A 22,608-nucleotide genomic window follows, 5' to 3' on the forward strand; every position below is an offset into this window, starting at 1 on the left:
GCTACCTCCCGTCACCGACACCGCCGCCGGGTCGCTTCGCCATGACGACCACGCCCGGGCCGATCTGCCCGTCCGCCGGGAGGCGGAGTTCGGCGACCGGGTGGAGGCCGGCCCGTTCGACGAGGTCGAGGAATCGTTCCGGGCGCCATTGGTGGGTCGTCCAGCGGATGGAGGCGGTTCCGTAGGCCTCGGTGCGCAGTACGTCCTCGTCGCCGACGTGCGTGGCGGCGATGAGGTGGCCGCCCGGCTTCAGGGCCCGCGCGAACATGGCGAGGACCTGGGGAAGGACCTCACGGGGGAGGTTGAACAGCGACCACCACCCGAGCACGCCGCCCAGGGACGCGTCCGCGAGGTCGAGTTCGGTGGCGGAGGCCACGTCGAAGCGGCATTCCGGGTGCAGACGGCGCGCGTTCTCGATCATGCGCGGGGAGAGGTCGACCCCGGACACGTCGAGTCCGCGCTCGGCGAGGTAGGCGGTCACCGTGCCGGGTCCGCAGCCGACGTCGAGTACGGGTCCGAGCCCGCCCACGGTGTCGGCGAAGGCGTCGATCGACGCCTTGAGCCACGGGTGGCGGCGGATGTCGCCCATTCCCGTCGTCGTCACCATGTGGGCGTAGTTGTCGGCCACTCGGTCATAGGACTCACGGACCACGTCGAGGTCCGCCGGCCGGTCGATACGGTGCGCACGCATCGGCCCATGCTAGGCCGTGCCCGGATCGTGCCGGGCTCGCGGTCCGGCGTGGGGATCCCGTGGGGATCGGTGGCGGGTCTCGCACCGAACGGCCTTCGGACCGTCGCCTTCCGACCCTCCGGGCATCCGGGTCCCGTCTTCGTGATCGGCGCGATTCGGGTGTTTCGCCATCAATCACCATTGATTCAGCGGATATTGTGGGCGAACCGGTCGCGCTTGCCTTTCGCCGGGGCCTTCTGGAACCCTCCGTTCGACTTGTTCGACTTGTCTGACACCCCAGCAGACGGAGGTAACCCCCCATGCCCTCAAGGCGGATACGGCGCGCCTGGCTCACGACGGCCGCCGCGGTCTCGCTCGCGTTCAGCGGTCTCGTGGCCCCGGCCCAGGCCGAGAACGTCCCGCCGGGAGGCTCGGACCCCACGGTCCAGGAGCCCCTCGCCGCCGAGGCCGCTCCCTCGCCTCTCACGGCCGGCGCCTGGTCCTCGCCCGGCGGCACGGCCTCGCCCGGGGACTTCACGATGTCGCCCGGCGCGCTGAACTCCGAGACCACCTCGCGGGTCGCCCGCCTGGACTCGGTGCTCCCCAAGTCGGGCGTGCAGAACCTCCTGGCCGGGGCCAACCGCACCGTGACTCCGTGGTGCTCCCGCGACCCGTTCGGCACCGCGTCCGACCCCGACCTCAAGTACTGCCTGCAGAGCGACGACTCCACCTCGCAGGAGTGGATCCCCCAGGGCTTCTCGGGCGTCTCCGACGCCCAGGACGACGAGCTGTGGGGCACGGCCGGGAACGTCCAGCTGTTCGCCTCGTACGACGGCTGGGACCCGGGCCGCGAGACCGACCCGAACCCGGCCACCGGCGACTGCACCACGGCCGAGCTGGAGGCCAACGACGCCTGCAACCAGAAGGGCGTCCGGATCACCTTCGTGCAGAGCCGCACCAACCCGGCCACCGGCAGCCCGGAGGTCAAGTACCGGCACGTCCTGCTGGGCTGGACGTACATCAACTCGGCCGACCACGTCTCCTTCGACGGGCTGCACGCCTCCGAGTACCCGATCCAGAAGGGCGTCCACGCCGGCGGGATCGTCTGGTACGGCAACTACCTGTACGTCGCCGACACCCGCAACGGCCTGCGCGTCTTCGACATGCGCTACATCATGGACCTGGACCCGGACGGCGACCCCAGCACGCACGACGCGATGGGCAGCGACACCGACGGGGTGAAGACCACCGCCGACACCCAGGACAAGACGAAGGTCGGCCGGCACGACAACGTCTGGTACAGCTTCGGCTACCGCTACGTCATGCCGCAGGTCGCCGCGTGGAAGTTCAAGGCGACGCAGAGCAACCCGGTGGGCTCCTACGCCTGCGTCTCGACCGGCGCGCCGAAGGCCTCGTACATCTCGCTCGACCGCAGCGCCACCCCGGACCGGCTGATCATGGGCGAGTACTGCCGTCCGCAGAGCGGCTACCCGTCCACCGGCCGCATCGCCTCGTTCCCCGTCGCGGCCCTGGAGGGACGCACCGCCGACGTGGCCGCCGAAGGCTGGGCCAACTACCTGCCGTTGACCAACGGCGGCGCGCAGGGCGCGGCGGCGAACAACGGCACGCTGTACGTGAACGAGTCGAAGGGCACGGACGAGCCCGGCAACCTCTGGCGCTACCACTGGGACGTCGACCAGCAGCTGGTCGCGAACGGCCAGCCCGTCAAGACCGCCCGTGGCGCCGAGGACCTCTACGTCGAGCGCGGCACGGGCCGGTTGTGGTCCCTCTCCGAGCACCGCCCGGGTTCGGCGTCCGACTGCACCGCGAACCGGGACGCCGCCGACCCGGTGGGCACGGACTACTGCCAGCGGGTGCTGTACGGGCACAAGTTGAGCTGGGTCGACAGCCGGCCGTAGTCGCGGGGGCCACCCCTGCCGCACCCGGACGGAGGGCCGTTCCCTCCGGGTGCGGATACGGCCAAGAGGAGGGACGCGCTCCGAGCACTCGGGGCGCGGCCTCCGAAAAGGCCGTGGGGCCTGCGTTCGCGCGGGGCCGGCGCGTACCGCCGTCGCGGAAGGATCGCCCCGCCGTCACGCTCCCGTCACACCGTCGTCGTCGCCCCATCGCACTCACGGACTTCAGGATGGCCTGAATCCATACGGCTCGCCCCCTCTCCCCCGAACCGTCGTTGATCACGTCCGTCTCGCTTCCCATACTGCGCTGACCGACGGCGGGCGCCTTGGCACCCCTGGCCGGAACCGACCACCCGACCTCATCCCGAGCTCCTGGGGGAGACTTGCGCGCACACGTGCACAGAGCACGCGCCTTCACCATCGCGGCGGCCACATCGGTGGCCCTCGCAGCAGGCACGACCGGCCCCGCGACGGCGACCGTCGCGATCGCGGCGGCCGCACCCGACACCGCCCCACGCGTCGGCGGCACCCAGCGGATCCCGCTCGTCACGGGCGACCGCGTGGTGGTGGACGCCGAGGGCCGGATGGTGGGCTTCGAGTCCGCCGAGGGCCGTGAGCACATACCCGTACAGGTGCAGCGCACCGGGGAGCACACCCTCGTGGTGCCCGCCGACGCGCGGCGCCTGATCGCCACGGGCCGCCTCGACCAGCGGCTCTTCGACCTCGACGTGCTCACCGACCCGCGACTGCGCGAGAGCCACGGCGCCGGGCTCAAGCTGATCGTGCGGTACGCGGGGAGCGCCGGCACCGCACGCGCCGAGATGCGCGCGGCCGGCGACACCCGGGTACGGCGCACGTTTCCGACGATCAACGCCGACGCGGTCCGTACGTCCCCGGAGGACGTGGCCCGGGTGTGGGAGGCGCTGACCGACCGTCAGGCCACCGGCGCACGCGTCGCCGCCTCCGGCATCGCCGGCGTGTGGCTGGACGGCGTACGCGGCGCGAGCCTGGACCGCAGCGTCCCGCAGATCGGCGCCGACAAGGCGTGGGCGTCCGGATTCGACGGCACGGGCGTGAAGATCGCCGTCCTCGACACCGGCGTCGACAGGACCCACGACGACCTGAGGACGCAGGTGGTCGGCGAGAAGAACTTCTCCTCCTCCGCCGACGCCGTGGACCGCGTCGGACACGGCACGCACGTCGCGTCGATCGCCGTGGGGACCGGCGCGAAGTCCGGCGGCCGGTTCAAGGGGGTCGCCCCCGGCGCCAAGGTGATCAGCGGGAAGGTCCTCGACGACGAGGGGTACGGGGACGACTCGGCCGTCATCGCGGGCATGGAGTGGGCCGCCGCCGAAGGCGCGGACGTGGTCAACCTCAGCCTCGGCGGGCCCGACAGCCCCGGCGTCGACCCGCTGGAGGCGACGGTCGACCGGCTGTCCGCCGAGAAGGGCATCCTGTTCGCGATCGCCGCGGGCAACGAGGGCGGGTCCGGTGCGTCGTCCGTGGGGTCGCCGGGCAGCGCGGACTCCGCGCTGACCGTCGGCGCCGTCGACCAGGACGACCGCCTCGCCCCCTTCTCCAGCACGGGCCCGCGCGTCGGCGACGGAGCCGTGAAGCCGGACCTGACCGCGCCCGGCGTCGCCATCACCGCGGCCGCCGCGGCCGGCAGCGCCATCGACACGCGCCCCGGCACGCCGCACCCCGCGCCGGGCTACCTCACGATCGACGGCACCTCCATGGCGACCCCCCACGTCGCGGGCGCCGCCGCGATCCTGAAGCAGCGGCACCCCGACTGGAAGTCCGCCGAGCTCAAGGGCGCGCTGACCGGCTCCACGAAGGGCGGCGCCTCCACCGCCTTCCAGCAGGGCTCGGGCCGCGTCCAGGTCGACAAGGCGCTCGCCCAGAGCGTCGTCGCCGAGCCGGTGTCGCTGAACTACGGCACGGCGCTGTGGCCGCACGCCGACGACGAGCCCGTCACCAGGAAGGTGTCCTACCGCAACCTCGGTACCGCGGACGTCACCCTCGACCTGTCGGTGTCCACCCTGGACCCGGCGGGCAAGCCCGCCCCGGCCGGTTTCTTCGCGCTCGGCGCCTCGAAGGTGACCGTGCCCGCCGGCGGCACCGCCGAGGTGGACCTGACCGCCGACACCCGTGTCGGCGAAGCCGACGGCGCCTACTCCGGTTACGTGACCGCCACCGGCGCGGGCCAGTCCGTCCGCACGGCCGCCGTGGCCGTCCGGGAGGCCGAGTCGTACGACCTCACGGTCCGCACCCTGGGCCGGGACGGCACCGACGCCCAGGACTTCTCCAGCCTCCTGACCGGCGTCGGCGGACCCGCCGCGGGCTTCCAGGCCCGCGTCGACAACGAGCCGGGCGCCCACACGATCCGGGTCCCCAAGGGCACGTACACCTTCAACTCGGCCGTCTACCAGGACCCGACGGACTACACGGCGGGCACCGACTGGATCGCCCAGCCGAGGCTGGACGTCTCCGCCGACACCACGGTCGTCGCCGACGCCCGCACCACCAAGCCGGTGGACCTCACCGTCCCCGGCATCACCACGGCGGACTACGCGGGGACGTACTACGAGGTGGCGACCGGCATCGGCCGCGTCGGCAACGGCTGGGTCCTGCGGGGCTTCACCGGATTCCGCACCGCGCACATGGGTCCGGCCGTCACCGACGGCTCCCTCCTGCAGACGTGGGACGCGCACTTCCTGAAGGACGCCACCAGCCAGTACTCGGTGGCCTTCGGCGGGAAGGCGAGCACGGTCGCGACCGGCTACACCCGGCACGTGAAGACGACCGAGCTGGCCACCCTCAAGGTCGGTCTGGGCGCCTCCGCCCCCGGCAAGACGGCACTCGCCTCGCCGTACGCCCATCTGCCGGGCGCGCCGGAGGGCAACGGCTTCTCCGCGCCGCAGCCGGCGCCGGGCACGCGTACCTTCTACGTCTCGACCGCCGACGGCGCCACGTGGCTGACCCGGTTCAACCAGCTGGGCGAGAAGGACGAGTGGGGCTACCCGGCCTTCGAGGGCGCCTACGAGATGGTGCGGCCGAAGCGCTACGAGGCCGGCCGGACGTACCGGGAGACCTTCGCCACGGGCGTCGTGGGTCCCCTCCTGGGCGAGGGCATGGGCGTCTTCCGCACCGCTCCCGACCCGGTGACGGGTGAGCAGCAGCTCGTCGGGGCGCTCCCGCTGTTCGCCGACGGCGAGGGGCACGTCGGGACCGTCCCGTCCTCGGCCACGTCGACGCTCTACCGCGACGGCGTGAAGGTCGCGGAGAACGACGACCCGCTGAGCGGCTCGGCGCCGTTCACGGTCGACGCCGCCGACGCCGAGTACCGGCTGACGGCCTCCGTGGAGCGTCCGGCGACGGCCGGTGCGGCCTCCACCCGGATCGAGACCGGCTTCACGTTCCGTTCGCGGCAGGTCGCGGCCACCACGGCGCTGCCGGTCTCCACGGTCCGCTTCGCGGCCCCCGTCGACCTCGCCTCGCGCGTACCCGAGCGCGCGACGGTCCTGGTGCCGGTGACCGTGCAGGGCGCGGCGGCCGGCGCGAACCTGAGGTCGCTCGCCGTGTCGGTGAGCTACGACGGCGGGAGCAGCTGGCAGTCCGTGAAGGTCGTGGGCGGCCTGATCGCGGTGAAGAGCCCGGCGAAGGACGCCGGCGTCTCGCTCTCCGCCGAGGTGACGGACAAGCAGGGCAACACGTCGACGGTGACCGTCCACAACGCGTGGCTCGGCAAGTGACCTCGTGCGACTGACGCGGCGTCACCACCTCCGGGTGGTGACGCCGCTTCGGCGCGTCAGGCCCGGCGCAGCGCGGAGCGGCCCGCGAAGCGTGCGGAGTCGCCCAGCTCCTCCTCGATGCGGATCAGCTGGTTGTACTTGGCCGTGCGGTCGGAGCGGGAGAGCGATCCGGTCTTGATCTGGCCGCAGCCGGTGGCGACGGCGAGGTCCGCGATGGTGGTGTCCTCCGTCTCTCCGGAGCGGTGCGACATGACGGCCGTCCAGCCCGCCCGGTGGGCGGTGGCCACGGTGGCGAGCGCCTCGGTCAGGGTCCCGATCTGGTTGACCTTGACGAGGACCGAGTTGCCGACGCCGGTACGGATGCCCTCGCGCAGCAGCTTCTCGTCGGTGCAGAACACGTCGTCGCCGGTGAGCTGGCAGCGGTCGCCGACGCGGGCGGTGAGCTCGCGCCAGCCGTCCAGGTCGTTCTCCGCCATCGGGTCCTCGATGGAGACGACGGGGTAGGCGTCGATGAGCTTGGCCAGGTAGTCGGCGTTCTCGGAGGGGGTGCGGCGCACGCCTTCGCCCGCGTAGTCGTACACGCCGTCGCGGAAGAACTCGGAGGAGGCCGGGTCCATGATGAGGGCGATGTCCGTGCCGGGGCGGTAGCCGGTCCGCTCGACGGCGGACATCACGAAGTCGAGCGCCTCCTCGGCGGTGCGCAGCGCCGGTGCGAAGCCGCCCTCGTCGCCGACGCCCGTGGAGTGCCCGGCGGCCAGGAGGTCGCGGCGCAGGGTGTGGAAGACCTCGCTGCCCATGCGGACGGCTTCGGCGAAGGTGTCCGCGCCGACGGGCGCGATCATGAACTCCTGGAAGTCCAGCGGATTGTCGGCGTGGGCGCCGCCGTTGAGGATGTTCATCATCGGCAGCGGCAGGAGGTGGGCGTCGGGTCCGCCGAGGTAGCGGTAGAGGGGCAGGCCGTGGGCGGTCGCGGCGGCCCTGGCGGTGGCGAGGGAGACGCCGAGGATCGCGTTGGCACCGAGCCGGGACTTCGTGGCGGTGCCGTCGAGGGCGACCAGCGCGGCGTCGAGTCCCGCCTGGTCGGCCGCGTCCCGGCCGCGCACGGCGGCCGCGATCTCGCCGTCGACGTGGGCGACCGCGCGGTCGACGCCCTTGCCGTGCCAGCGCGCGGGGTCCCCGTCCCGCAGTTCCACGGCCTCGCGGGCTCCGGTGGAGGCACCGGAGGGAACCGCCGCGCGCCCCAGGGACCCGTCCGTGAGGACGACGTCGACCTCGACGGTCGGGTTGCCGCGGCTGTCGATGATCCGGCGGGCGGTGACGGTCTCGATGGTGGCGTCGACGGTCCCGGCTTCGTGGGTGGTCATGGTGGTGGTCCTCCCCGTGGTGGTGTGCCGCGGCTCCGGCTGCGACGACGACGGCGCTGAGCCCGACGAGCCAGACTCTACAGCAATGCTGTGCAGTTTTGCTGCACAGTTCTGCTGTACAGCATTGCTGTAGAGATCTGCGGTACGGCGGACCCGACGAGGTAAAGTGCCGTATGCCCACCCCGGAAGCCGCCGCCATCGCCGCCGAACTGCGCACCGCGATGGGCAAGCTCACCCGACGCGTCAAGGACGAGGACCGCATCCCGCTCGGCCAGGCCGCCGTGCTCGGCGCCCTCGACCGGAACGGCGCGATGACCACCAGCGACCTCGCCGCCGATCAGCGCGTGCGCCCCCAGTCGATGGCCCGTGCGGTGGGGTTGCTGATGGAACAGGACCTGGTCACGCGCCGGGCCCACCCCACGGACGGACGCAAGTCACTGGTCGAGCTGTCGGACGCGGGCCGGTCCGCGCTCGAGGCCGAGCGCGGCCGCAGGGCCGGCTGGCTCGCGCAGGCCATCCAGGCCGAACTCACCGACGAGGAGAGGGCGCTGCTCGCACGGAGCACCGCTCTCCTCGAACGGCTCGCCGCGCACTAACGCCGGGGCGCGCCGAGCACCCGTACGGCCTCGACGATCAGGTCCCAGAAGCCGTCCGCGTCGACCTCCATGCCGACCTCGGTGTCGGCGGGCCGGCCGGTCACGCCGTGCAGGTCCACCACGGTCGCGCCCCGGGTGTGCGTGCCGTGCAGCTCCACGCTCACCGCCGCCCGCGCCAGGGAGACCAGGGACGGATCGATCAGGTGGGCGACGGTGAGCGGATCGTGCAGCGGGGGCGCGTCGAAGCCGTACACCTCGCGGTAGGTGGACGCGAAGTAGGTGAGCAGGTCGACGCAGAGCGCGCTGAGCGGGGTGCCGAGCGCGGCGATCCGGGCGACGACCTCGGCGGTGGCCCGGACCTGGTGGGTCGCGTTGAGGCCGAACATCGTGACCGGGAGGCCGCTGCGGAAGACGATGTCGGCCGCTTCCGGATCGCAGAGGACGTTGAACTCGGCGGCGGGCGTGGTGTTGCCCCGGTCCGCCGAGCCGCCCATGAGGACGATCCGCTCGATCCGCCCGGCGAGCTCGGGGTGGGCGAGCAGGAGGACCGCGATGTTGGTGAGCGGGCCGGTCGGGACGAGGGTGACCGGCGTCGGGTGCGCGAGGAGGACGTCCCGGACGAGGGTGAGGGCGTCCCGCGGGTCCTGCGGCACGTCCGGCTCGCCCCGGGCGAAGCCGGGCCCGTCCAGGCCGGAGTCGCCGTGGATGTTCTCGGCGATCCTGCGCGGCCCGTGCAGCGGCCGGTCGCGGCCCGCCGCGACCGGCACGCCCCGGATCCCGGCCACCGAGCAGACCCGGCGGGCGTTGAGCGTGGTCTTCTCCAGCGTCTGGTTGCCCGCGACGGTGGTGATCGCGAGCAGGTCGATCGCGGGATGCGCGGCGGCCAGGAGGATGTTGAAGGCGTCGTCGTGACCGGGGTCGCAGTCGAGAATCACGGGGACCGGCATGCCCCCACCGTCCCACACGGGGCCCGGCGGGCGAAGGACGCGCTCTCCCCCGCGCCGCGGGCGTCGTCGGCGACGACCGGTTCACGACTCCCTGGCCGCACGTCCGGGGCGTCCACGGACGCGGGGCCCGCGCCCCGCACGATCTGGAGCGCCTCCCGGGCGGCCCGGCGACGGCGACGACGCCCCCCTGGGCGGAGCACCGGATCGGCCGACGGCGGGACGGACCGCGGTCGGGGACGGGCTCCTCGCGGGCCCGTCCCCGTGCGCGGTCAGGCGTCCCAGGCGACCGGGAGGCTCTTCACCCCGTAGATGTCCGCGGTCTCCGGGCGCAGGGCGACCTCCTCGGCCGGGACGGCCAGGCGCAGCGTGGGGAAGCGCTTGAGGAGCGCGGCGAAGGCGACCCGCATCTCGACGCGGGCCAGTTGCGCCCCGAGGCACAGGTGGATGCCGTGGCCGAAGGCCAGGTGCCCGCCGGCGTCCCTCGTGACGTCGAGCGCGTGGGGGTCGTCGAAGCGCTCGGGGTCGCGGTTGGCGGTGTGGTACGAGAGGACGACCGTCGTGCCCGCCTCGATGACCTGGCCGCCGACCTCGACGTCCTCCAGGGCGGTGCGCATGAAGGACTTGGCGACGGTCAGGTACCGCAGCAGCTCCTCCACGGCCCGGTCGGTGAGCGACGGGTCGGCGCGCAGGGCGTCCAGCTGGTCGGGGTTCCGCAGGAGGGCGAAGGTGCCGAGGGACAGCATGTTGGCGGTGGTGTCGAAACCGGCCGCCAGCAGGATCAGGCTGATCCCCTTCAGTTCCTCGTCGGTCAGGTCGCTGTCCGTGAGTTCGCTGAGGATGTCGTCGGTGGGGTTCGCGCGCTTGGCGGCCACGAGCCGGGCGAGGTAGTCCTGGGTGGCGGTGTAGGCCGCGATCAGGTCCTCGTCGCTCGTCTCCCCGTTCATGAACGTGTCGATCTGCTCCTGGAAGGAGGCGCGGTCCTCGTAGGGCACTCCGAGGATCTCGCAGATGATGATGGTGGGGATGGGCTTGGCGAACGCGGTCACGAGGTCCGCCGTCGGCCCGGCCGCCTCCATGGCGTCCAGACAGTCGGCGGTGATCTGCTCGACGCGCTCGGCGAGCAGGCGCATCCGCCGCGCGGTGAACTTGCCCACGAGGGGCTTCCGGTAGCGCCCGTGCTGCGGTTCGTCCATGAGGAGGAACTCACCGGGCGGCGCCGGCGGCAGCTCGAAGTCGACCACGTTCATGAGGTCCTTGCGCGAGCTGAACCTCGGGTCGGCCAGGACCGACCTGACCAGGTCGTACCCGGTGATCATCCAGCCGGGCTTCCCGCCGGGGTGGGTGTAGCGGCTGATCGGGCCGTGCTCGCGGGCCTCGGTCAGCTCCGCCGGCGGGTCGAAGGGGCAGCCGGACGGGCGCTCGGTCGGCAGCGTGGTGACGGTGTGGACGGACTCGCTCATGGCCATTCCTCGATCTCGCGGCGGCAGGTGGTTGACGCATCCCGAAAGCTACGTTGCGTTCACCATTCCGTCAATGATCCAAAATGCAGAACCCCAGCTCACCGCCGCGAAATTGATGCAATGACACTGCCACTTAATGCAACACCACGTTGCAATGGATCTACTTCGCGGGATCCTCCCGGCGGGCGATCAGCAGACCGAGCGCCCCGACCAGGAGCAGGACGGCGACCGTGCCGAGGGTGAACGCCTCGAACGCGCCCCGGGACATGCCCCAGACGTCCTCGAAGGCGTACTCGATGCCGAGGAGCGCTTCCAGGGTCCCGGGGAAGAGGGCGCACCAGGAGCCGACGAGGATCCAGGCGTAGACCAGTGCCGCGCAGCCCATGAAGCCGCGGTGGCCGAAGGGGACCCGGTAGGGCCGTACGACGTCGGGCCGGCGCAGACGGAGCAGGACGAGGGCGGGGACGATGACGAGGTAGGACAGCAGCAGCGTGGTGACGGCCACGGTGAGGACCACGGCGAAGACGGCGCCCGCGTCGCCCTCGGCGACCCGCATGGCCACGATCATGAACACGGTGGCGACCGCTCCGGAGAGCAGGTTGGTCCGCACGGGCGTGCCGAGCCGGGGGTGGAAGGCCCCGAGCGCGCGGCTGAAGGAGCCGCCGTCGGCGGCGGCCATCGCCTGCATGCGGTCGCTGACGATCATCCACGCGCTGCCCTGGGTGAGGAGGGCGAAGACGAACATGACGGCGGTGAGCGTCAGGAGCGGGCCGGCCGCGTCGCCGTAGACGCCGAAGACGAGGCGGGCGCCTTCCATGAAGCCGCCGATGCCGGTGACCTGGTGGGCGGGGACGACGGCGAGCAGCGCGAGGACCGGCAGCAGGTAGCAGCAGGCGGCGACGGTCGCGGAGCGTCCGAGTGCGGCGGGGACGTCGCGCTGGGGGTCGTGCATCTCCTCGCCGGCGGCGTTGGGGGCCTCGAAGCCGACGTAGGCGAAGAGCAGGATCGGCACGAGGGCGAGGAATCCGGCGGTGGTCGGGGTGAAACGGGCCTCGGTGAGGCCGTGGAAGCCGTGCTCCATCCCGTAGAGCAGCGCGGTGAGGGTGAAGACCGCGAGGGTGAGGACCTTCACCGCGGCGCCGAGGGTGGTGATCCATTTGCCGCGGCGCAGGGAGACGACGGCGGTGAGGATGGCGGTCCAGACGAACAGCAGCTTGAACACGTAGTCGGCGGCGGTCCCCGAGCCCAGGGGGAAGACGAAGCCGTCCCAGGTCTCGGCGGCGAGGAAGACCAGGGAGCCGCCCAGCCAGATCGGGTTGGTCACCCAGTAGAACAGGACGGTGAGCGCGGCCGCGGTGCGGCCCAGGGTGAGCTTGACCCAGACGTACGGGCCGCCCTCCTGCGGGAACGCGGCGCCGGTCTCGGCGAACAGCAGGGCGTACGGGACGAGGAAGAAGAGCGCGAGGGCCGCCGTCCAGGTGGCGGCCTCGCCGCCGCCGGTGGCGATCTGCCCGACGGTGTCGAAGGAGATGACGGCGGCGATGGCCAGGGCGGTGATGTCGAGCCGCTTCAGGCTGCGCCGCAGGCCGGTCGTGGTGTGGGGAGCGCGCGATTCGGTGGAGGAGTGTGCGGAGGACACGGGCAGTTCCTAGCGGGGAGAGGGGTACTGCGAGCAGGCGCGCGAGCGCGGTGACGGCGTGGCGTCCGTGTCGGGGAGGCCCGGCGGGGCACCGGGCCTCCCTGGAGGGGGTCAGGCGGGGCGGATCTCACCGGTGGGTTCGGTGCGCTCCAGGACGCCGCGCAGCGCGGTGGCCGCTTCCTTCGCCTCGGTCTCGGTCATGACGAGCGGCGGGGAGAGGACCAGGCTGTGGGCGGAGTCGCGGACGATCACGCCGGCTTCACGGCGGACGACGTCGTGGGGCATGCGGTCCGGGTCGAGGGGCAGGGGGGCACGGGTGGCGCGGTCCCGGACCAGCTCGACGGCCAGCATCATGCCGACGGAGCGGATCTCGCCGACGATCGGCAGGTCGCCCAGCTGCGCCTTCAGCTCGTCGTGGAGGAAGGAGCCCAGACTCGTGGCGCGGGCGAGCAGTCCCTCCCTCTCGATGATGTCGAGGTTGGCGGTGGCGACGGCGGCGGCGACGGGGTGGCCGTTGTAGGTGTAGCCCATGGGGAATCCGTGGTCGCGCAGGAGCACCTCGGCGAGGTGGTCGCCGACCAGGAGGGCGCCGAGGGGGACGTAGCCGGAGGTGATGCCCTTGGCGGTGACGATGATGTCGGGGGTGACGTCGAAGTACTGGGCGGCGAACCACTCGCCGACGCGGCCGTACGCGGTGACGACCTCGTCGAAGATCAGCAGGATGCCGTGCCGGTCGAGGACCTCCCGCACCCGGGGCCAGTAGTCGGCCGGCGGGACGAGCATGCCGCCGACGCCCATGATGGGCTCGCCGATCATCGCGGCGATGTTCTTCGGGCCGATCTCGGCGATGCGCTCCTCCAGCTCGCGGACGAGGAAGTCGGTGACCTGCTCGGGACCGAGCGGCTCGTCGCCGTACAGCTCGCTGCGGTACGGCCACGGGGGCGTGAGGTGGGAGACGTGCGGCATCATCGGTGCGAAGCCCTCGTGGTAGAGGGGGAAGCCGGTGGCCGAGCCGCCGCCGTACCCGATGCCGTGGTAGGCCTTGCTGCGCGCCAGGATCCACGTCCGGCCGCCCTCGCCGCGCCGGTGGTGGTAGTAGCGGGCCATCTTGATGGCCGCCTCGTTGCCCTCGGAGCCGCCGGAGGTGAAGTAGACGTGGTTGAGCGGCTCGGGGGCGATGTCGGCGAGGCGGGCGGCGAGCTCGATGGCCCGCTCGTTGGAGAACTCCCAGAAGCTGGTGAAGTACTCCAGCTTCTTCATCTGCTCGTGGGCGACGTCGGCGACCTCCGTGCGGCCGTGGCCGATCTGGGCGAGCCAGAGGCCGCCGGTGGCGTCGAGGTAGTCGCGGCCCTCGGTGTCGGTGAGGCGGCAGCCGGAGCCGGAGGCCATGACGACGCGCTCGGTGGCGCTGCCCGGCAGGTAGGGGTGGATGATGTGCGCCCGGTCGAGGCGGATCAGGTCTGCGGTGTCGCTGGTCATGGTGGGAGTCCCTTGCTGGGGTGGGGGTGTCGGGTCGGGTGCCGCGCCGGCGGGTCAGCCGTACGCGATCCAGGTCGTCTTCAGGCCGGTGTACTTGTCGAAGGAGTGCAGGGAGAGGTCACGGCCGTGGCCGGACTGCTTGAACCCGCCGAAGGGGGTGTACGGGCTGAGCGCGTCGACCGTGTTGACGGACACGGTCCCGGCGCGCAGGGCGTCGGCCACGCGGTGGGCGCGGCCGAGGTCCCGGGTCCACACGGAGGCGGCCAGCCCGTAGGCGGAGTCGTCGGCGAGGCGGATCGCCTCGGCCTCGTCCCGGAAGGGGAGCACCGTCAGCACGGGGCCGAACAGTTCCTCCCGTGCGAGCGGGGCGTCGGGGCCGAGGCCGGCGACGACGGTGGGGTCCAGGTAGGCGCCGTCGCGGTCGGGGCGCGTGCCGCCGCAGACGACGGTGCCGCCCGATGACCGCACGGCTGTGAGGACGCGGTCGGCCTGGGCCTCGTCGACGAGCGGTCCGAGTCGGGTGGCGGGGTCGAGGGGGTCGCCCGGCAGCCAGGTGCGGGCGTGCTCGGCGACGCGGGCCGTGAACTCCTCGGCGACGGAGGCCTCGACGAGGAGGCGGGTGTTCGCGGAGCACACCTGCCCGGCGTTGTAGACGAAGCCCCAGGCCGCGCGCTCCGCCGCCGCGTCCAGGTCGGCGTCGGCGAAGACCACGTTGGGGCTCTTGCCGCCGGCCTCGGGCCAGACCTGCTTCATGTTGGACTCGGCGGAGTAGGCGAGGAAGCGCTTGGCCACGGCGGTGGAGCCGGTGAAGACCAGGGTGTCGACGTCCGGGTGGAGGCCGAGGGCCCGCCCGGTGGTCTCCCCCGGGCCGGGCACGACGTTCAGCACGCCGTCGGGCAGTCCGGCCTCCGCGGCGAGTTCCGCGAGGAGCAGTGCGGAGAGCGGGGACTGCTCGGCCGGCTTCAGCACGACGCTGTTGCCGGCGGCCAGGGCGGGCGCCAGCTTCCAGCTCGCGAGGTCGAGGGGGAAGTTCCAGGGGACCACCGCGCCGACCACCCCGAGCGGGGCGCGGCGCACGAGGGCGAGGTTGCCCGGCGGGGCCGGGGCGACCTCGTCGTAGAGCTTGTCGACGGCCTCGGCGTACCAGGTGAAGACGCCGACGGCGCCGGGGACGTCGGTGCCGTGGGACTCCGCGATGGGCTTGCCCATGTCGAGGGTGTCGCAGAGGGCGAGCTCCTCGCCGTGCTCCTCGACGAGGCGGGCGAGGGCGAGCAGGACCCGCCTGCGCTCCGCGGGGGCGGTGCGCGACCAGCGGCCGTCCTCGAAGGAGGCGCGGGCCGCGGCCACGGCCCGGTCGACGTCCGCCGCGGAGCCGGCCGCCACCTGGGCGGTGGTCTTGCCGGTCGCGGGGTTCACGGTCGGGATCCACCGGTCCTCGGCGGGATCGGTCCACGCTCCGTCGATGAACAGGCGCGTGCGGGGCGTGAGGTCGGCGGCGCGCTGCCGCCAGTGGGCGTACGTCTGCATTGCTGTGGCCTTCGCTTGCGTCGTGGGACGTGGGATGAGCCGGTGCCCCTGGGGGATGCGGCCTGGCCGTTTCGGGGAGGGAGCGCCGCCCGGAGACGGCGGGGCGGTGAGGGGGAGGGGAGCCCGGCGGCGGCGTCCGCACCGAGTTCTTTGAGTTGGGATTCAAACAATTGGTGAACCGGCCGTCAATGCCCTGGACCAGAACTTCTTGCACGATCTGATACCGGCATCAGAGAATGAGTCCATGAGGAAAGTCGGCAGACCACGCGACCAGACGGCACGCAGGGAGGCCCTCGTCTCCGCCGCGGGGCGGGCCATCGCGGAGCGCGGGCTCGAAGCCCTGCGCATCAAGGACATCGCGGAGGCCGCGGGCGTCTCCCAGGGCTCGGTCCTGTACTACTACCCCGAGCTCGACGACCTCGTCCTGGAGGTGCACCGGGGCGCGGTGGAGGGCTATCTCGCGTCCCGGCAGCAGGCCTACGACGAGGCGGCCCCCGACGATCCCGCCGCGCGGCTGCGGGCCCTCGTGGACAGCGGTCTGCCGAGCATGACGGACGACCCGGTCCACGGCCTGCTGTACGAGCTGCACCGGCGCGCCGGCCGCAGCCCGGGCCACGCCGAGCTGATGGCCTCGCTCTTCGCGCGGGAGGTCGCGCTCTACACGACCGCCCTCGCGGTGGGCGCCGCGACCGGCGGGTTCACGCTCGCCGCGCCCGCGCCCGACCTGGCGCACGGACTGGTGGCCCTGGAGGACGGCTACGGCCTGCACATCGTCAGCCGCAACGCGGCCCTGCGCCCCGACAGGGCCCGTGAGCTGCTCCTGGCCCACGCCCGGACGGTGACGGGCCGGGCCGATCTGTAGGACGGTGCGCCCCTCCCCCGCCGGACGGGAGGTCGCCGCTCAGCCCTCGGCGGGCCGGGGGGCGACCTCCCGCAGTACGTCCATGACCGCTCGGGCGCGGGCCGTCGGGGTCACGCTCGCCACCGAGGCGATCTTGACTTCGAGCGGCGGTCCGCCGTCCCGGAGCCGGAGCTCCGCGATCTCTCCGCCGCCGTAGGTCTGGCTGGTCGCCGGGCGCTGGTTGAGGACGGAGTAGCCGAGGCCGCGCGCCACCAGGGAGCGCACCGTCTCGTAGCTCCGCGTGCGGTAGCGCACGTCGGGTGCGGTGCCGGTGGCGGCGAGCAGGGAGCGGAAGTAGTCGCGGCTGTGGGGGAGGTCGAGGAGGACGAGCGGCTCCGCCGACAGTTCGGCCAGATCGACGGCGTCCCGGCCGGCCAGGGGGTGGTCGGCCGGGACGATGACGTACGCCGGGGCGCGGGCGACGGTCTCGGCGCGCAGGTCCGGCTCGGCCGACAGACCGAGGTCGTAGGTGAGCGCGAAGTCGAGGCGTCCCGCCGCCAGGGCCTGGACGAGCTGGTCCGACTCCCCCTCCATCACGTCGAGTTCGATGCCGGGGTGGCGTCGGGTGCATTCGCTGAACAGCGCCGGCAGGTAGTACGGGGCCAGGGTCACGAAGCAGCCGACGGCCACCGGTCCGGAGAGGGACCCGCCCCCTCCCCTGGCCTCCCGTTCGACCTCGCGGGCGCGGGCGAGGAGGTCCTGGGCCTGCTGCCGGAGCCGTTCCCCGGCGGGTGTGAGCGTCAGCCCACGGCCGCGCCGGCGGATGAACAGCTGCGCCTGCAGGTCCTGCTCCAGGTTGTGGACGGCCGTGGACACGGCGGACTGCGCGATGTGCAGCTCCGCCGCCGCCTCCGTCATCGAGCCGCGTTCGGCGGCGACGAGGAAGTAGCGGAGCTGGACGAGTGTGAAACCCACTGGTGACGTCATGCGTGGCCCTCGCGCCTGGTGATCCGGTCGGCTCCGACCCTATGCGGCACCGGCGGCGGACACGACGCCGTGGGGCGCTCAGGGGGCGCCCCGGCCGGTGAGGGCGGCGGGACCGGTGAGCTCGCGGAGTTCCGCCTCGGTCAGCAGCTCGCGCTCGCGCACGAGGTCGAGCGCGGGTCTGCCGGTGTGGTGGGCCTCCAGGGCGAGGGCGCAGGCGGTCTCGTAGCCGAGTGCGGGCCCGAGCGCGGTGACGAGGCCGGTGGAGGCGGCAACGGTCCTCGCGAGCCGGTCCCGGTTGGCGGTGATGCCCCGCACGCAGTGCTCGGTGAGGACGCGGACGCCCGCAGCGAGGTGGTCGAGGCCGGCGCCCAGGCTCCGGTGGATGACCGGTCCGAAGGCGTTGAGCTGGAGCTGGCCGCCCTCGGCGGCGAGGGTGACGGTCACGTCGTGGCCGATCACCTCGAAGGCGATCTGGTTGACCGCCTCCGGGATCACCGGGTTGACCTTGCCGGGCATGATGGACGAACCGGCCTGCCGCGGAGGGAGGTTGATCTCCCCGAGGCCGGCCTGCGGCCCCGAGGAGAGCAGCCGCAGGTCGTTGCAGATCTTGGACAGCTTCACGGCGATCCGCTTGAGCACTCCGGACAGGTGCACGAAGACGCCGACGTCCTGGGTGGCCTCGACGAGGTCGGGCGCGGAGACGAGCGTGGGGATGCCCGTCAGCCGGCGCAGCTCCTCCACCGCCCGCTCGCGATAGCCCGGGCGGGCGTTGAGTCCGGTGCCGATGGCCGTGCCGCCGAGGTTGAGCTCGTGCAGCAGGGGCCTGACCTCGGCGAGCCGCTGCTCGTCCTCGGCGAGGGTGGCGGCGTACGCCCCGAACTCCTGGCCCAGCGTCATGGGGACGGCGTCCTGCAGCTGGGTGCGGCCCATCTTCAGGACGTCGGCGAACTCGGCGGCCTTGCTCCCGAAGGCGTCGCGCAGTCCGGCCAGGGCGGCGAGCAGATCGGCGACGTGCGCGTCCAGGGCCAGTCTCAGGGCCGTCGGATAGACGTCGTTGGTGCTCTGGCCGAGGTTGACGTGGTCGAGGGGGTGCAGGACCGCGTACTCCCCGCGGGAGCGGCCGAGCAGTTCCAGGGCGCGGTTGGCGATCACCTCGTTGGCGTTCATGTTGGTGGAGGTGCCCGCGCCGCCCTGGATGAGGTCGACCACGAACTGGTCCCGCAGGGCTCCGCCGCGGATCTCGGCGCAGGCGGTCTCGATGGCCGAGGCGAGCGGGGCGTCCAGGGCTCCGATCTCGGCGTTGGCGCGGGCCGCCGCGCACTTGACCGCCGCCAGGGCGTCGATCAGGTGCGGCCGGGTGGCGAGGGTCTCCCCGGTGAGGGGGAAGTTGACCACCGCACGGACGGTGTGCGCTCCGTAGTAGGCGTCCGCCGGGACGTCGACGTCGCCGAGCATGTCGTGCTCCGTGCGGTGGCCGGGGGGCGGCGGGGCGGTGCGCCGGGGGGCGGGGGCCGGGGTCATCGGGTTCCTCCGGTCATCGGATTCCTCCGGTCATCGGGTTCCTCCGGTCGTCGGGGTGCCTCCGGTGGGCCCGGCGCGGTCCACGCCGGTCCAGGCCAGTGCGACGGCCCCGTCGAGCAGGGCCTTCTGGGCCGTTCCGCCCACGCAGTACGCGGCGAACTCGTGCTGGTGGTTGGTGGCGGGCAGGGAGCCGATGCCGATGTACGGGTGGATGGCCGGCACCACCTGGGAGACGTTGCCCATGTCGGTGGAGGCGCGGTTCATCCGTGCGGCCTGTCCCGGCGGTGCGAACTCCCTGCCCAGCGCGAGGGCGTTCGCACGGTAGTGGCCGAGGGCGGTCCCGTCCGTGCGGAACTCCGCGTACGGCCTGCTCTCCGGCTCGATCCGGAGCTCGCAGCCCGTGGCGAGAGCGCCGGCCTCGAAGGCCCGCATCACGCGCGGTTCGAGGGCGGCCAGTTCGGCGAGCGTCTCCGCCCGTACGTACCACCGTCCGGTCGAGCGCTCCGGGATGGCGTTGGGGGCGTCTCCGGCGTGGGTCACCACGCCGTGCACCCGGGTCGAGGCCGGCAGCTGCTGGCGGAGCAGGCCGATCGCGACCTGGGCCACCGTGAAGGCGTCGGCCGCGTTCACGCCGGCCTCCGGATAGGCCGCGGCGTGCGCTGACCTCCCGGTGTAGGAGATCTTGGAGTGGCTGACGGCGAACGGGCGGGCCTCGGCGACGTCGACCGGCGCCGGATGCACCATCATCGCGAGGTCCACGCCGGCGAAGGCGCCCCGGTCGAGCAGCTCGATCTTGCCGCCGCCGCCCTCCTCGGCCGGGGTGCCGTAGACCTCGACGGTCAGGCCGGCGTCGTCGGCGACGGCCGCGAGGCCGAGCGCGGCCCCGACCGAGCTCGCCGCGATGAGGTTGTGCCCGCAGGCGTGTCCGAGGCCGGGCAGCGCGTCGTACTCGGCGCAGAGGGCGATCCGGACGGGCCCGCTGCCGGTCCGGGCGTGGAACGCCGTCTCCAGGCCCAGGTAGGACGAGGTGACGTCGAATCCGGCCCGGTCCAGGAGGTCCGGGACGGCGGCCGCGGCCCGGTGCTCCTCCCAGGCCGTCTCCGGATCGGCGTGCAGCCGCTCGGAGAGGCCGATCAGCTCCTCGGCCCGGCGGTCGACCGCCTGCCGGGCCGCCCGCTTCATGTCCCCCGTCACAGGTCCCCCGGGACGCCGTACGAGGGTGCGCCGGCGGGGTCGAGTCCGCGCCGCACGTAGTCGTCGCGCTGCGGCAGCCAGACGTCGAGGAGTTCGCCGAGCCGGTCCACGGGCTCGTCGGCCCAGTCGACCCGCAGGTCGGTCACGCGCCAGTCGACGTCCGCGACGACCGCCAGGCCGGCGGAGCGCACCGGGCCCTCCTCGCCGCCGGCCGCGACGGCGGCCCTGAGGGCGGCGAGGAGGCGCTCTTCGAGTTCTCCGCCGGCCTCGGCGTAGGCGTCGAGGAGCACGCCGGGGATGTGCGCGCCGGACAGCATGTTGCCGGCGGCCACCGCGCCGTCCGCGGTGGCCGAGGCGTACGTGCCGAGCGTCCGCGCGCCGCTGTGGACGAAGCCGGGGCCGGAACGGCCGAGGACGGTCAGCTGCCGGTACGCGATGGTCCCGGCGTTGCGGGCGGCGCCGGTGACGCCGGCCAGGGCGCGTTCCGCGTCCGAGTGCTCCGCGAGGCCCGCGAGGAGGCTCGTGCCGAGGGTGGGGTCGGTGATGTTCTGCGAGGTGGCGGCGCCGACACCGGGCCGCAGATGGGCGACGCGGGCGAAGACCGCCGGGCTCGACGAGCTCGCCACGACGCCGAACCGCTCACCGTCGCGCACGACGAGGGAGAAGGTCATGCCGGGCCCCCCTCGGCGGGCGCGGGGACGACGGCGATCGCGTCGATCTCGCACAGCCACTCCGGGCGGGCGAGCGCGGACACCACCAGGCCCGTGGAGATGGGGTGCACGCCCTTGGTCCAGCGGCCCACCGTGCGGTAGACCGCCTCGCGGTAGCGCGGGTCGACCAGATAGACCGTCAGCTTGACCAGGTGCTCCATGCGGCTGCCCGCCTCTTCGAGCAGCATCTTGATGTTGGCCATGGCCCGCTCGGCCTGGGCCTCGGCGTCGCCGATGCCCACGGACTCGCTGGTGTCGAGGTCCTGGCCGATCTGGCCCCGGACGTACACCGTGTTCCCGGCGACGACGGCCTGGCAGAGGTCGTTGTCGAGGTTCTGCTCGGGATAGGTCTCGCGGGTGTTGAACGGGCGGACACGGGTGTGTCCGCCGGCGACGATCGGGGCCTTCGGGGTCCTGGAGGTCATGATCCGCTCCTCAGTTCTTCCGGTCGGTGGGGTCGTACGCGAGATAGCCGCGCTGCCGCGCGATGTGGTCGGCGACGTACCGGGCGTCGTGCCAGACGCCCCAGATGAAGCTCGATCCGCGGCGGGACAGCCAGGGCAGTCCCAGGAAGTAGACGCCGGGTTCGGCGGACACTCCGCGTCGCTGGTCCGGGCGGCCGTTCTCGTCGAACGCGTCGACGTCGAGCCAGCCGTAGTCGCTCGCGAAGCCCGTCGCCCAGACGATGGAGGTGACGCCGGCTTCGGCGAGGTCGAGCTCCTGTCGGGGTTCGGTCACGCACTCCGGGTCCGGCCCGAGGACGTGGGCCTCCGGCTCCTCGGGGAGGTCGAGCCCGTTGCGCTCGACGTAGGCGTCGGCGGTCCGGAGGAACTCCAGGTACTGGGCGTCGCCGAAGGCGATGTGGGCGGCGAGGTCCGGCGCGAAGCGCAGGACGCCGTCGTCGTAGGACGTGGTCATGCCGACGAGTTCGATGCCGGAGGCGGCCAGGTCCCGGAAGTCCACGGTGTGACCGCCGCGCGCGCCGCTCACCGCGATGGTGACGTGCTCGGCGCCCTGGGGAGGGGTCTGCGCGTCCCAGGTCCCGAGGACGCCGAGCCACCAGCAGAAGTCGCGCCCCCGGTACGCGCGGGGCGGGCGGTCGTGCGGGCCGACGGAGAGGAACACCCGGCGCCCGGACCGGCGCAGTTCGTCGGCGATCTGGACCCCGGAGGAACCGGCCCCGACGACGAGGACCGCTCCCTCGGGCAGCTGTCCCGGATTGCGGTAGCCGCTGGAGTGGATCTGCGTGGGGACGGCGCCGTCCGGCACGACGGGCGGGATCACGGGCCGTTGGAACGCCCCGGTCGCGGCCACGACGAAGCGCGCGTCGATCGTGCCCTGCGGCGTCTCGACGCGGAAGCCGGACCGGCCGGAGAGCCTGCGCACCGAGGTCACCTCGACACCGCTGCGGACCGGGGCGCCGATCTTCTCGGCGTACGCGACGAAGTAGTCGGCGACCTGCTCCTTCGGGGCGAAGGCGTCGGGGGCGACGTCGGCGAACTCCAGGCCGGGGAAGCGGTCGTGCCACGCGGGCCCGTTCGCGACCAGGGAGTCCCAGCGCTCGGAGCGCCACCGCTCGGCGATCCGGTGCCGCTCCAGGACGAGGTGCGGTATGCCGTGGGCGCCCAGGTGCTCGCTCATCGCGACGCCCGCCTGGCCCGCCCCGACGACGACTACTTCGGTCTCTTCATGCGGCATGTGTGCCTCCGCTCTCGTGGACTGTGCAACCGCACGGCACATCCTTGGAGCGACCCGTGGAACTGTCCAACAGATGTTTCAGTTGTGAGCCATCTGATTTATAGATGCACGCAGCTCGGACGGCTCTTGACCTCGGTGATCGCCGGGCATTAATTTGCAGCCTCGACCCATGACGACCGAGAGGAGGCGACCGGCGGATGAACACCAGCTCCGACCTGAGCCGCCTCGCCCACACCACGGTCTGGGTTCCGGGTCGCATCGCCCACGGCTGCTGACGACGCCGTTCCGCCGTGCCCGGCCATGG

17 protein-coding genes are annotated in these 22,608 nt (G+C 72.9%); 4 read left to right on the top strand and 13 right to left on the bottom strand.

Features of this window, described 5'->3' with window-relative positions:
• Position 1: 1 nt before the first annotated feature.
• Positions 2-691 (bottom strand): class I SAM-dependent methyltransferase, encoded by a 690-nt coding sequence (locus tag ACFYUZ_RS25515; RefSeq protein WP_389312888.1) that lies wholly within the window; start codon positions 689-691, stop codon positions 2-4.
• Positions 692-990: 299 nt separating this feature from the next.
• Here ACFYUZ_RS25515 and ACFYUZ_RS25520 point away from each other — a divergent pair, with 299 nt between their 5' ends.
• Both ACFYUZ_RS25520 and ACFYUZ_RS25525 read left to right on the top strand, forming a co-directional pair.
• Positions 991-2,589 (top strand): hypothetical protein, encoded by a 1,599-nt coding sequence (locus tag ACFYUZ_RS25520; RefSeq protein WP_389312890.1) that lies wholly within the window; start codon positions 991-993, stop codon positions 2,587-2,589.
• 392 nt (positions 2,590-2,981) lie between these two features.
• Positions 2,982-6,341, top strand: a complete 3,360-nt coding sequence (locus tag ACFYUZ_RS25525) for a S8 family serine peptidase (RefSeq protein ID WP_389312892.1) — start codon at positions 2,982-2,984, stop codon at positions 6,339-6,341.
• A gap of 56 nt (positions 6,342-6,397) precedes the next feature.
• Here ACFYUZ_RS25525 and eno read toward each other — a convergent pair whose 3' ends face one another.
• The gene (eno, locus tag ACFYUZ_RS25530) at positions 6,398-7,705 is read right to left on the bottom strand and encodes a phosphopyruvate hydratase (protein ID WP_389312894.1); all 1,308 of its coding nucleotides are present in this window, start codon (positions 7,703-7,705) and stop codon (positions 6,398-6,400) included.
• Between the two features lie 173 nt (positions 7,706-7,878).
• On the opposite strand from eno, the gene ACFYUZ_RS25535 reads away from it, so the two are divergent.
• A complete protein-coding gene (locus ACFYUZ_RS25535; protein WP_389312895.1) occupies positions 7,879-8,301 on the top strand; it encodes a MarR family winged helix-turn-helix transcriptional regulator in 423 nt (140 codons plus the stop codon).
• On the opposite strand, the gene ACFYUZ_RS25540 is transcribed toward ACFYUZ_RS25535, so the two are convergent.
• From ACFYUZ_RS25540 to ACFYUZ_RS25560, 5 genes are all read right to left on the bottom strand, one after another.
• Positions 8,298-9,248: a nucleoside hydrolase gene (locus ACFYUZ_RS25540; protein ID WP_389312897.1), complete on the bottom strand. Its 951-nt coding sequence runs from the start codon at positions 9,246-9,248 to the stop codon at positions 8,298-8,300. The genes ACFYUZ_RS25535 and ACFYUZ_RS25540 overlap by 4 nt on opposite strands.
• Before the next feature lie 269 nt (positions 9,249-9,517).
• Positions 9,518-10,708, bottom strand: a complete 1,191-nt coding sequence (locus ACFYUZ_RS25545) for a cytochrome P450 (RefSeq protein ID WP_389312899.1) — start codon at positions 10,706-10,708, stop codon at positions 9,518-9,520.
• Positions 10,709-10,868: 160 nt separating this feature from the next.
• Complete coding sequence (locus tag ACFYUZ_RS25550; RefSeq protein WP_389312901.1) at positions 10,869-12,347, bottom strand: APC family permease; 1,479 nt, start codon at positions 12,345-12,347, stop codon at positions 10,869-10,871.
• Between the two features lie 111 nt (positions 12,348-12,458).
• Positions 12,459-13,826, bottom strand: a complete 1,368-nt coding sequence (locus ACFYUZ_RS25555) for an aspartate aminotransferase family protein (RefSeq protein WP_389312903.1) — start codon at positions 13,824-13,826, stop codon at positions 12,459-12,461.
• Between the two features lie 54 nt (positions 13,827-13,880).
• The gene (locus ACFYUZ_RS25560) at positions 13,881-15,353 is read right to left on the bottom strand and encodes an aldehyde dehydrogenase family protein (protein ID WP_389312905.1); all 1,473 of its coding nucleotides are present in this window, start codon (positions 15,351-15,353) and stop codon (positions 13,881-13,883) included.
• A gap of 244 nt (positions 15,354-15,597) precedes the next feature.
• Here ACFYUZ_RS25560 and ACFYUZ_RS25565 point away from each other — a divergent pair, with 244 nt between their 5' ends.
• Positions 15,598-16,215, top strand: coding sequence for a TetR/AcrR family transcriptional regulator (locus ACFYUZ_RS25565; RefSeq protein WP_389312907.1), 618 nt, complete (start codon positions 15,598-15,600; stop codon positions 16,213-16,215).
• Positions 16,216-16,254: 39 nt separating this feature from the next.
• Here the strand turns inward: ACFYUZ_RS25565 and ACFYUZ_RS25570 are convergent, their stop codons facing one another.
• The 6 genes from ACFYUZ_RS25570 to ACFYUZ_RS25595 form a co-directional block, all read right to left on the bottom strand.
• Positions 16,255-17,181: a LysR family transcriptional regulator gene (locus ACFYUZ_RS25570; protein ID WP_389312909.1), complete on the bottom strand. Its 927-nt coding sequence runs from the start codon at positions 17,179-17,181 to the stop codon at positions 16,255-16,257.
• 78 nt (positions 17,182-17,259) lie between these two features.
• Positions 17,260-18,702, bottom strand: coding sequence for an aspartate ammonia-lyase (locus ACFYUZ_RS25575; protein WP_389312911.1), 1,443 nt, complete (start codon positions 18,700-18,702; stop codon positions 17,260-17,262).
• Positions 18,703-18,732: 30 nt separating this feature from the next.
• A complete protein-coding gene (locus ACFYUZ_RS25580; protein WP_389312913.1) occupies positions 18,733-19,884 on the bottom strand; it encodes a M20 family metallopeptidase in 1,152 nt (383 codons plus the stop codon).
• A gap of 8 nt (positions 19,885-19,892) precedes the next feature.
• Complete coding sequence (locus ACFYUZ_RS25585) at positions 19,893-20,567, bottom strand: DUF1028 domain-containing protein (RefSeq protein WP_389312915.1); 675 nt, start codon at positions 20,565-20,567, stop codon at positions 19,893-19,895.
• Positions 20,564-21,031, bottom strand: coding sequence for a RidA family protein (locus ACFYUZ_RS25590; RefSeq protein WP_389312917.1), 468 nt, complete (start codon positions 21,029-21,031; stop codon positions 20,564-20,566). Before ACFYUZ_RS25590 ends, ACFYUZ_RS25585 begins: the two co-directional genes overlap by 4 nt.
• Positions 21,032-21,041: 10 nt before the next feature.
• Complete coding sequence (locus ACFYUZ_RS25595) at positions 21,042-22,304, bottom strand: flavin-containing monooxygenase (RefSeq protein ID WP_389312919.1); 1,263 nt, start codon at positions 22,302-22,304, stop codon at positions 21,042-21,044.
• Positions 22,305-22,608: the final 304 nt, after the last annotated feature.

This window comes from Streptomyces sp. NPDC004266 (assembly GCF_042874095.1).
Lineage (GTDB): Bacteria > Actinomycetota > Actinomycetes > Streptomycetales > Streptomycetaceae > Streptomyces.

Bases quoted from the DNA above. Each gene is read 5' to 3' on its own strand.
- ACFYUZ_RS25545 (WP_389312899.1), bottom strand. From the start codon at position 10,708: ATGAGCGAGTCCGTCCACACCGTCACCACGCTGCCGACCGAGCGCCCG.
- ACFYUZ_RS25515 (WP_389312888.1), bottom strand. From the start codon at position 691: ATGCGTGCGCACCGTATCGACCGGCCGGCGGACCTCGACGTGGTCCGT.
- ACFYUZ_RS25580 (WP_389312913.1), bottom strand. From the start codon at position 19,884: ATGAAGCGGGCGGCCCGGCAGGCGGTCGACCGCCGGGCCGAGGAGCTG.
- ACFYUZ_RS25560 (WP_389312905.1), bottom strand. From the start codon at position 15,353: ATGCAGACGTACGCCCACTGGCGGCAGCGCGCCGCCGACCTCACGCCC.
- ACFYUZ_RS25540 (WP_389312897.1), bottom strand. From the start codon at position 9,248: ATGCCGGTCCCCGTGATTCTCGACTGCGACCCCGGTCACGACGACGCC.
- ACFYUZ_RS25520 (WP_389312890.1), top strand. From the start codon at position 991: ATGCCCTCAAGGCGGATACGGCGCGCCTGGCTCACGACGGCCGCCGCG.
- ACFYUZ_RS25585 (WP_389312915.1), bottom strand. From the start codon at position 20,567: ATGACCTTCTCCCTCGTCGTGCGCGACGGTGAGCGGTTCGGCGTCGTG.
- ACFYUZ_RS25590 (WP_389312917.1), bottom strand. From the start codon at position 21,031: ATGACCTCCAGGACCCCGAAGGCCCCGATCGTCGCCGGCGGACACACC.
- ACFYUZ_RS25595 (WP_389312919.1), bottom strand. From the start codon at position 22,304: ATGCCGCATGAAGAGACCGAAGTAGTCGTCGTCGGGGCGGGCCAGGCG.
- eno (WP_389312894.1), bottom strand. From the start codon at position 7,705: ATGACCACCCACGAAGCCGGGACCGTCGACGCCACCATCGAGACCGTC.
- ACFYUZ_RS25535 (WP_389312895.1), top strand. From the start codon at position 7,879: ATGCCCACCCCGGAAGCCGCCGCCATCGCCGCCGAACTGCGCACCGCG.
- ACFYUZ_RS25555 (WP_389312903.1), bottom strand. From the start codon at position 13,826: ATGACCAGCGACACCGCAGACCTGATCCGCCTCGACCGGGCGCACATC.
- ACFYUZ_RS25570 (WP_389312909.1), bottom strand. From the start codon at position 17,181: ATGACGTCACCAGTGGGTTTCACACTCGTCCAGCTCCGCTACTTCCTC.
- ACFYUZ_RS25575 (WP_389312911.1), bottom strand. From the start codon at position 18,702: ATGACCCCGGCCCCCGCCCCCCGGCGCACCGCCCCGCCGCCCCCCGGC.
- ACFYUZ_RS25565 (WP_389312907.1), top strand. From the start codon at position 15,598: ATGAGGAAAGTCGGCAGACCACGCGACCAGACGGCACGCAGGGAGGCC.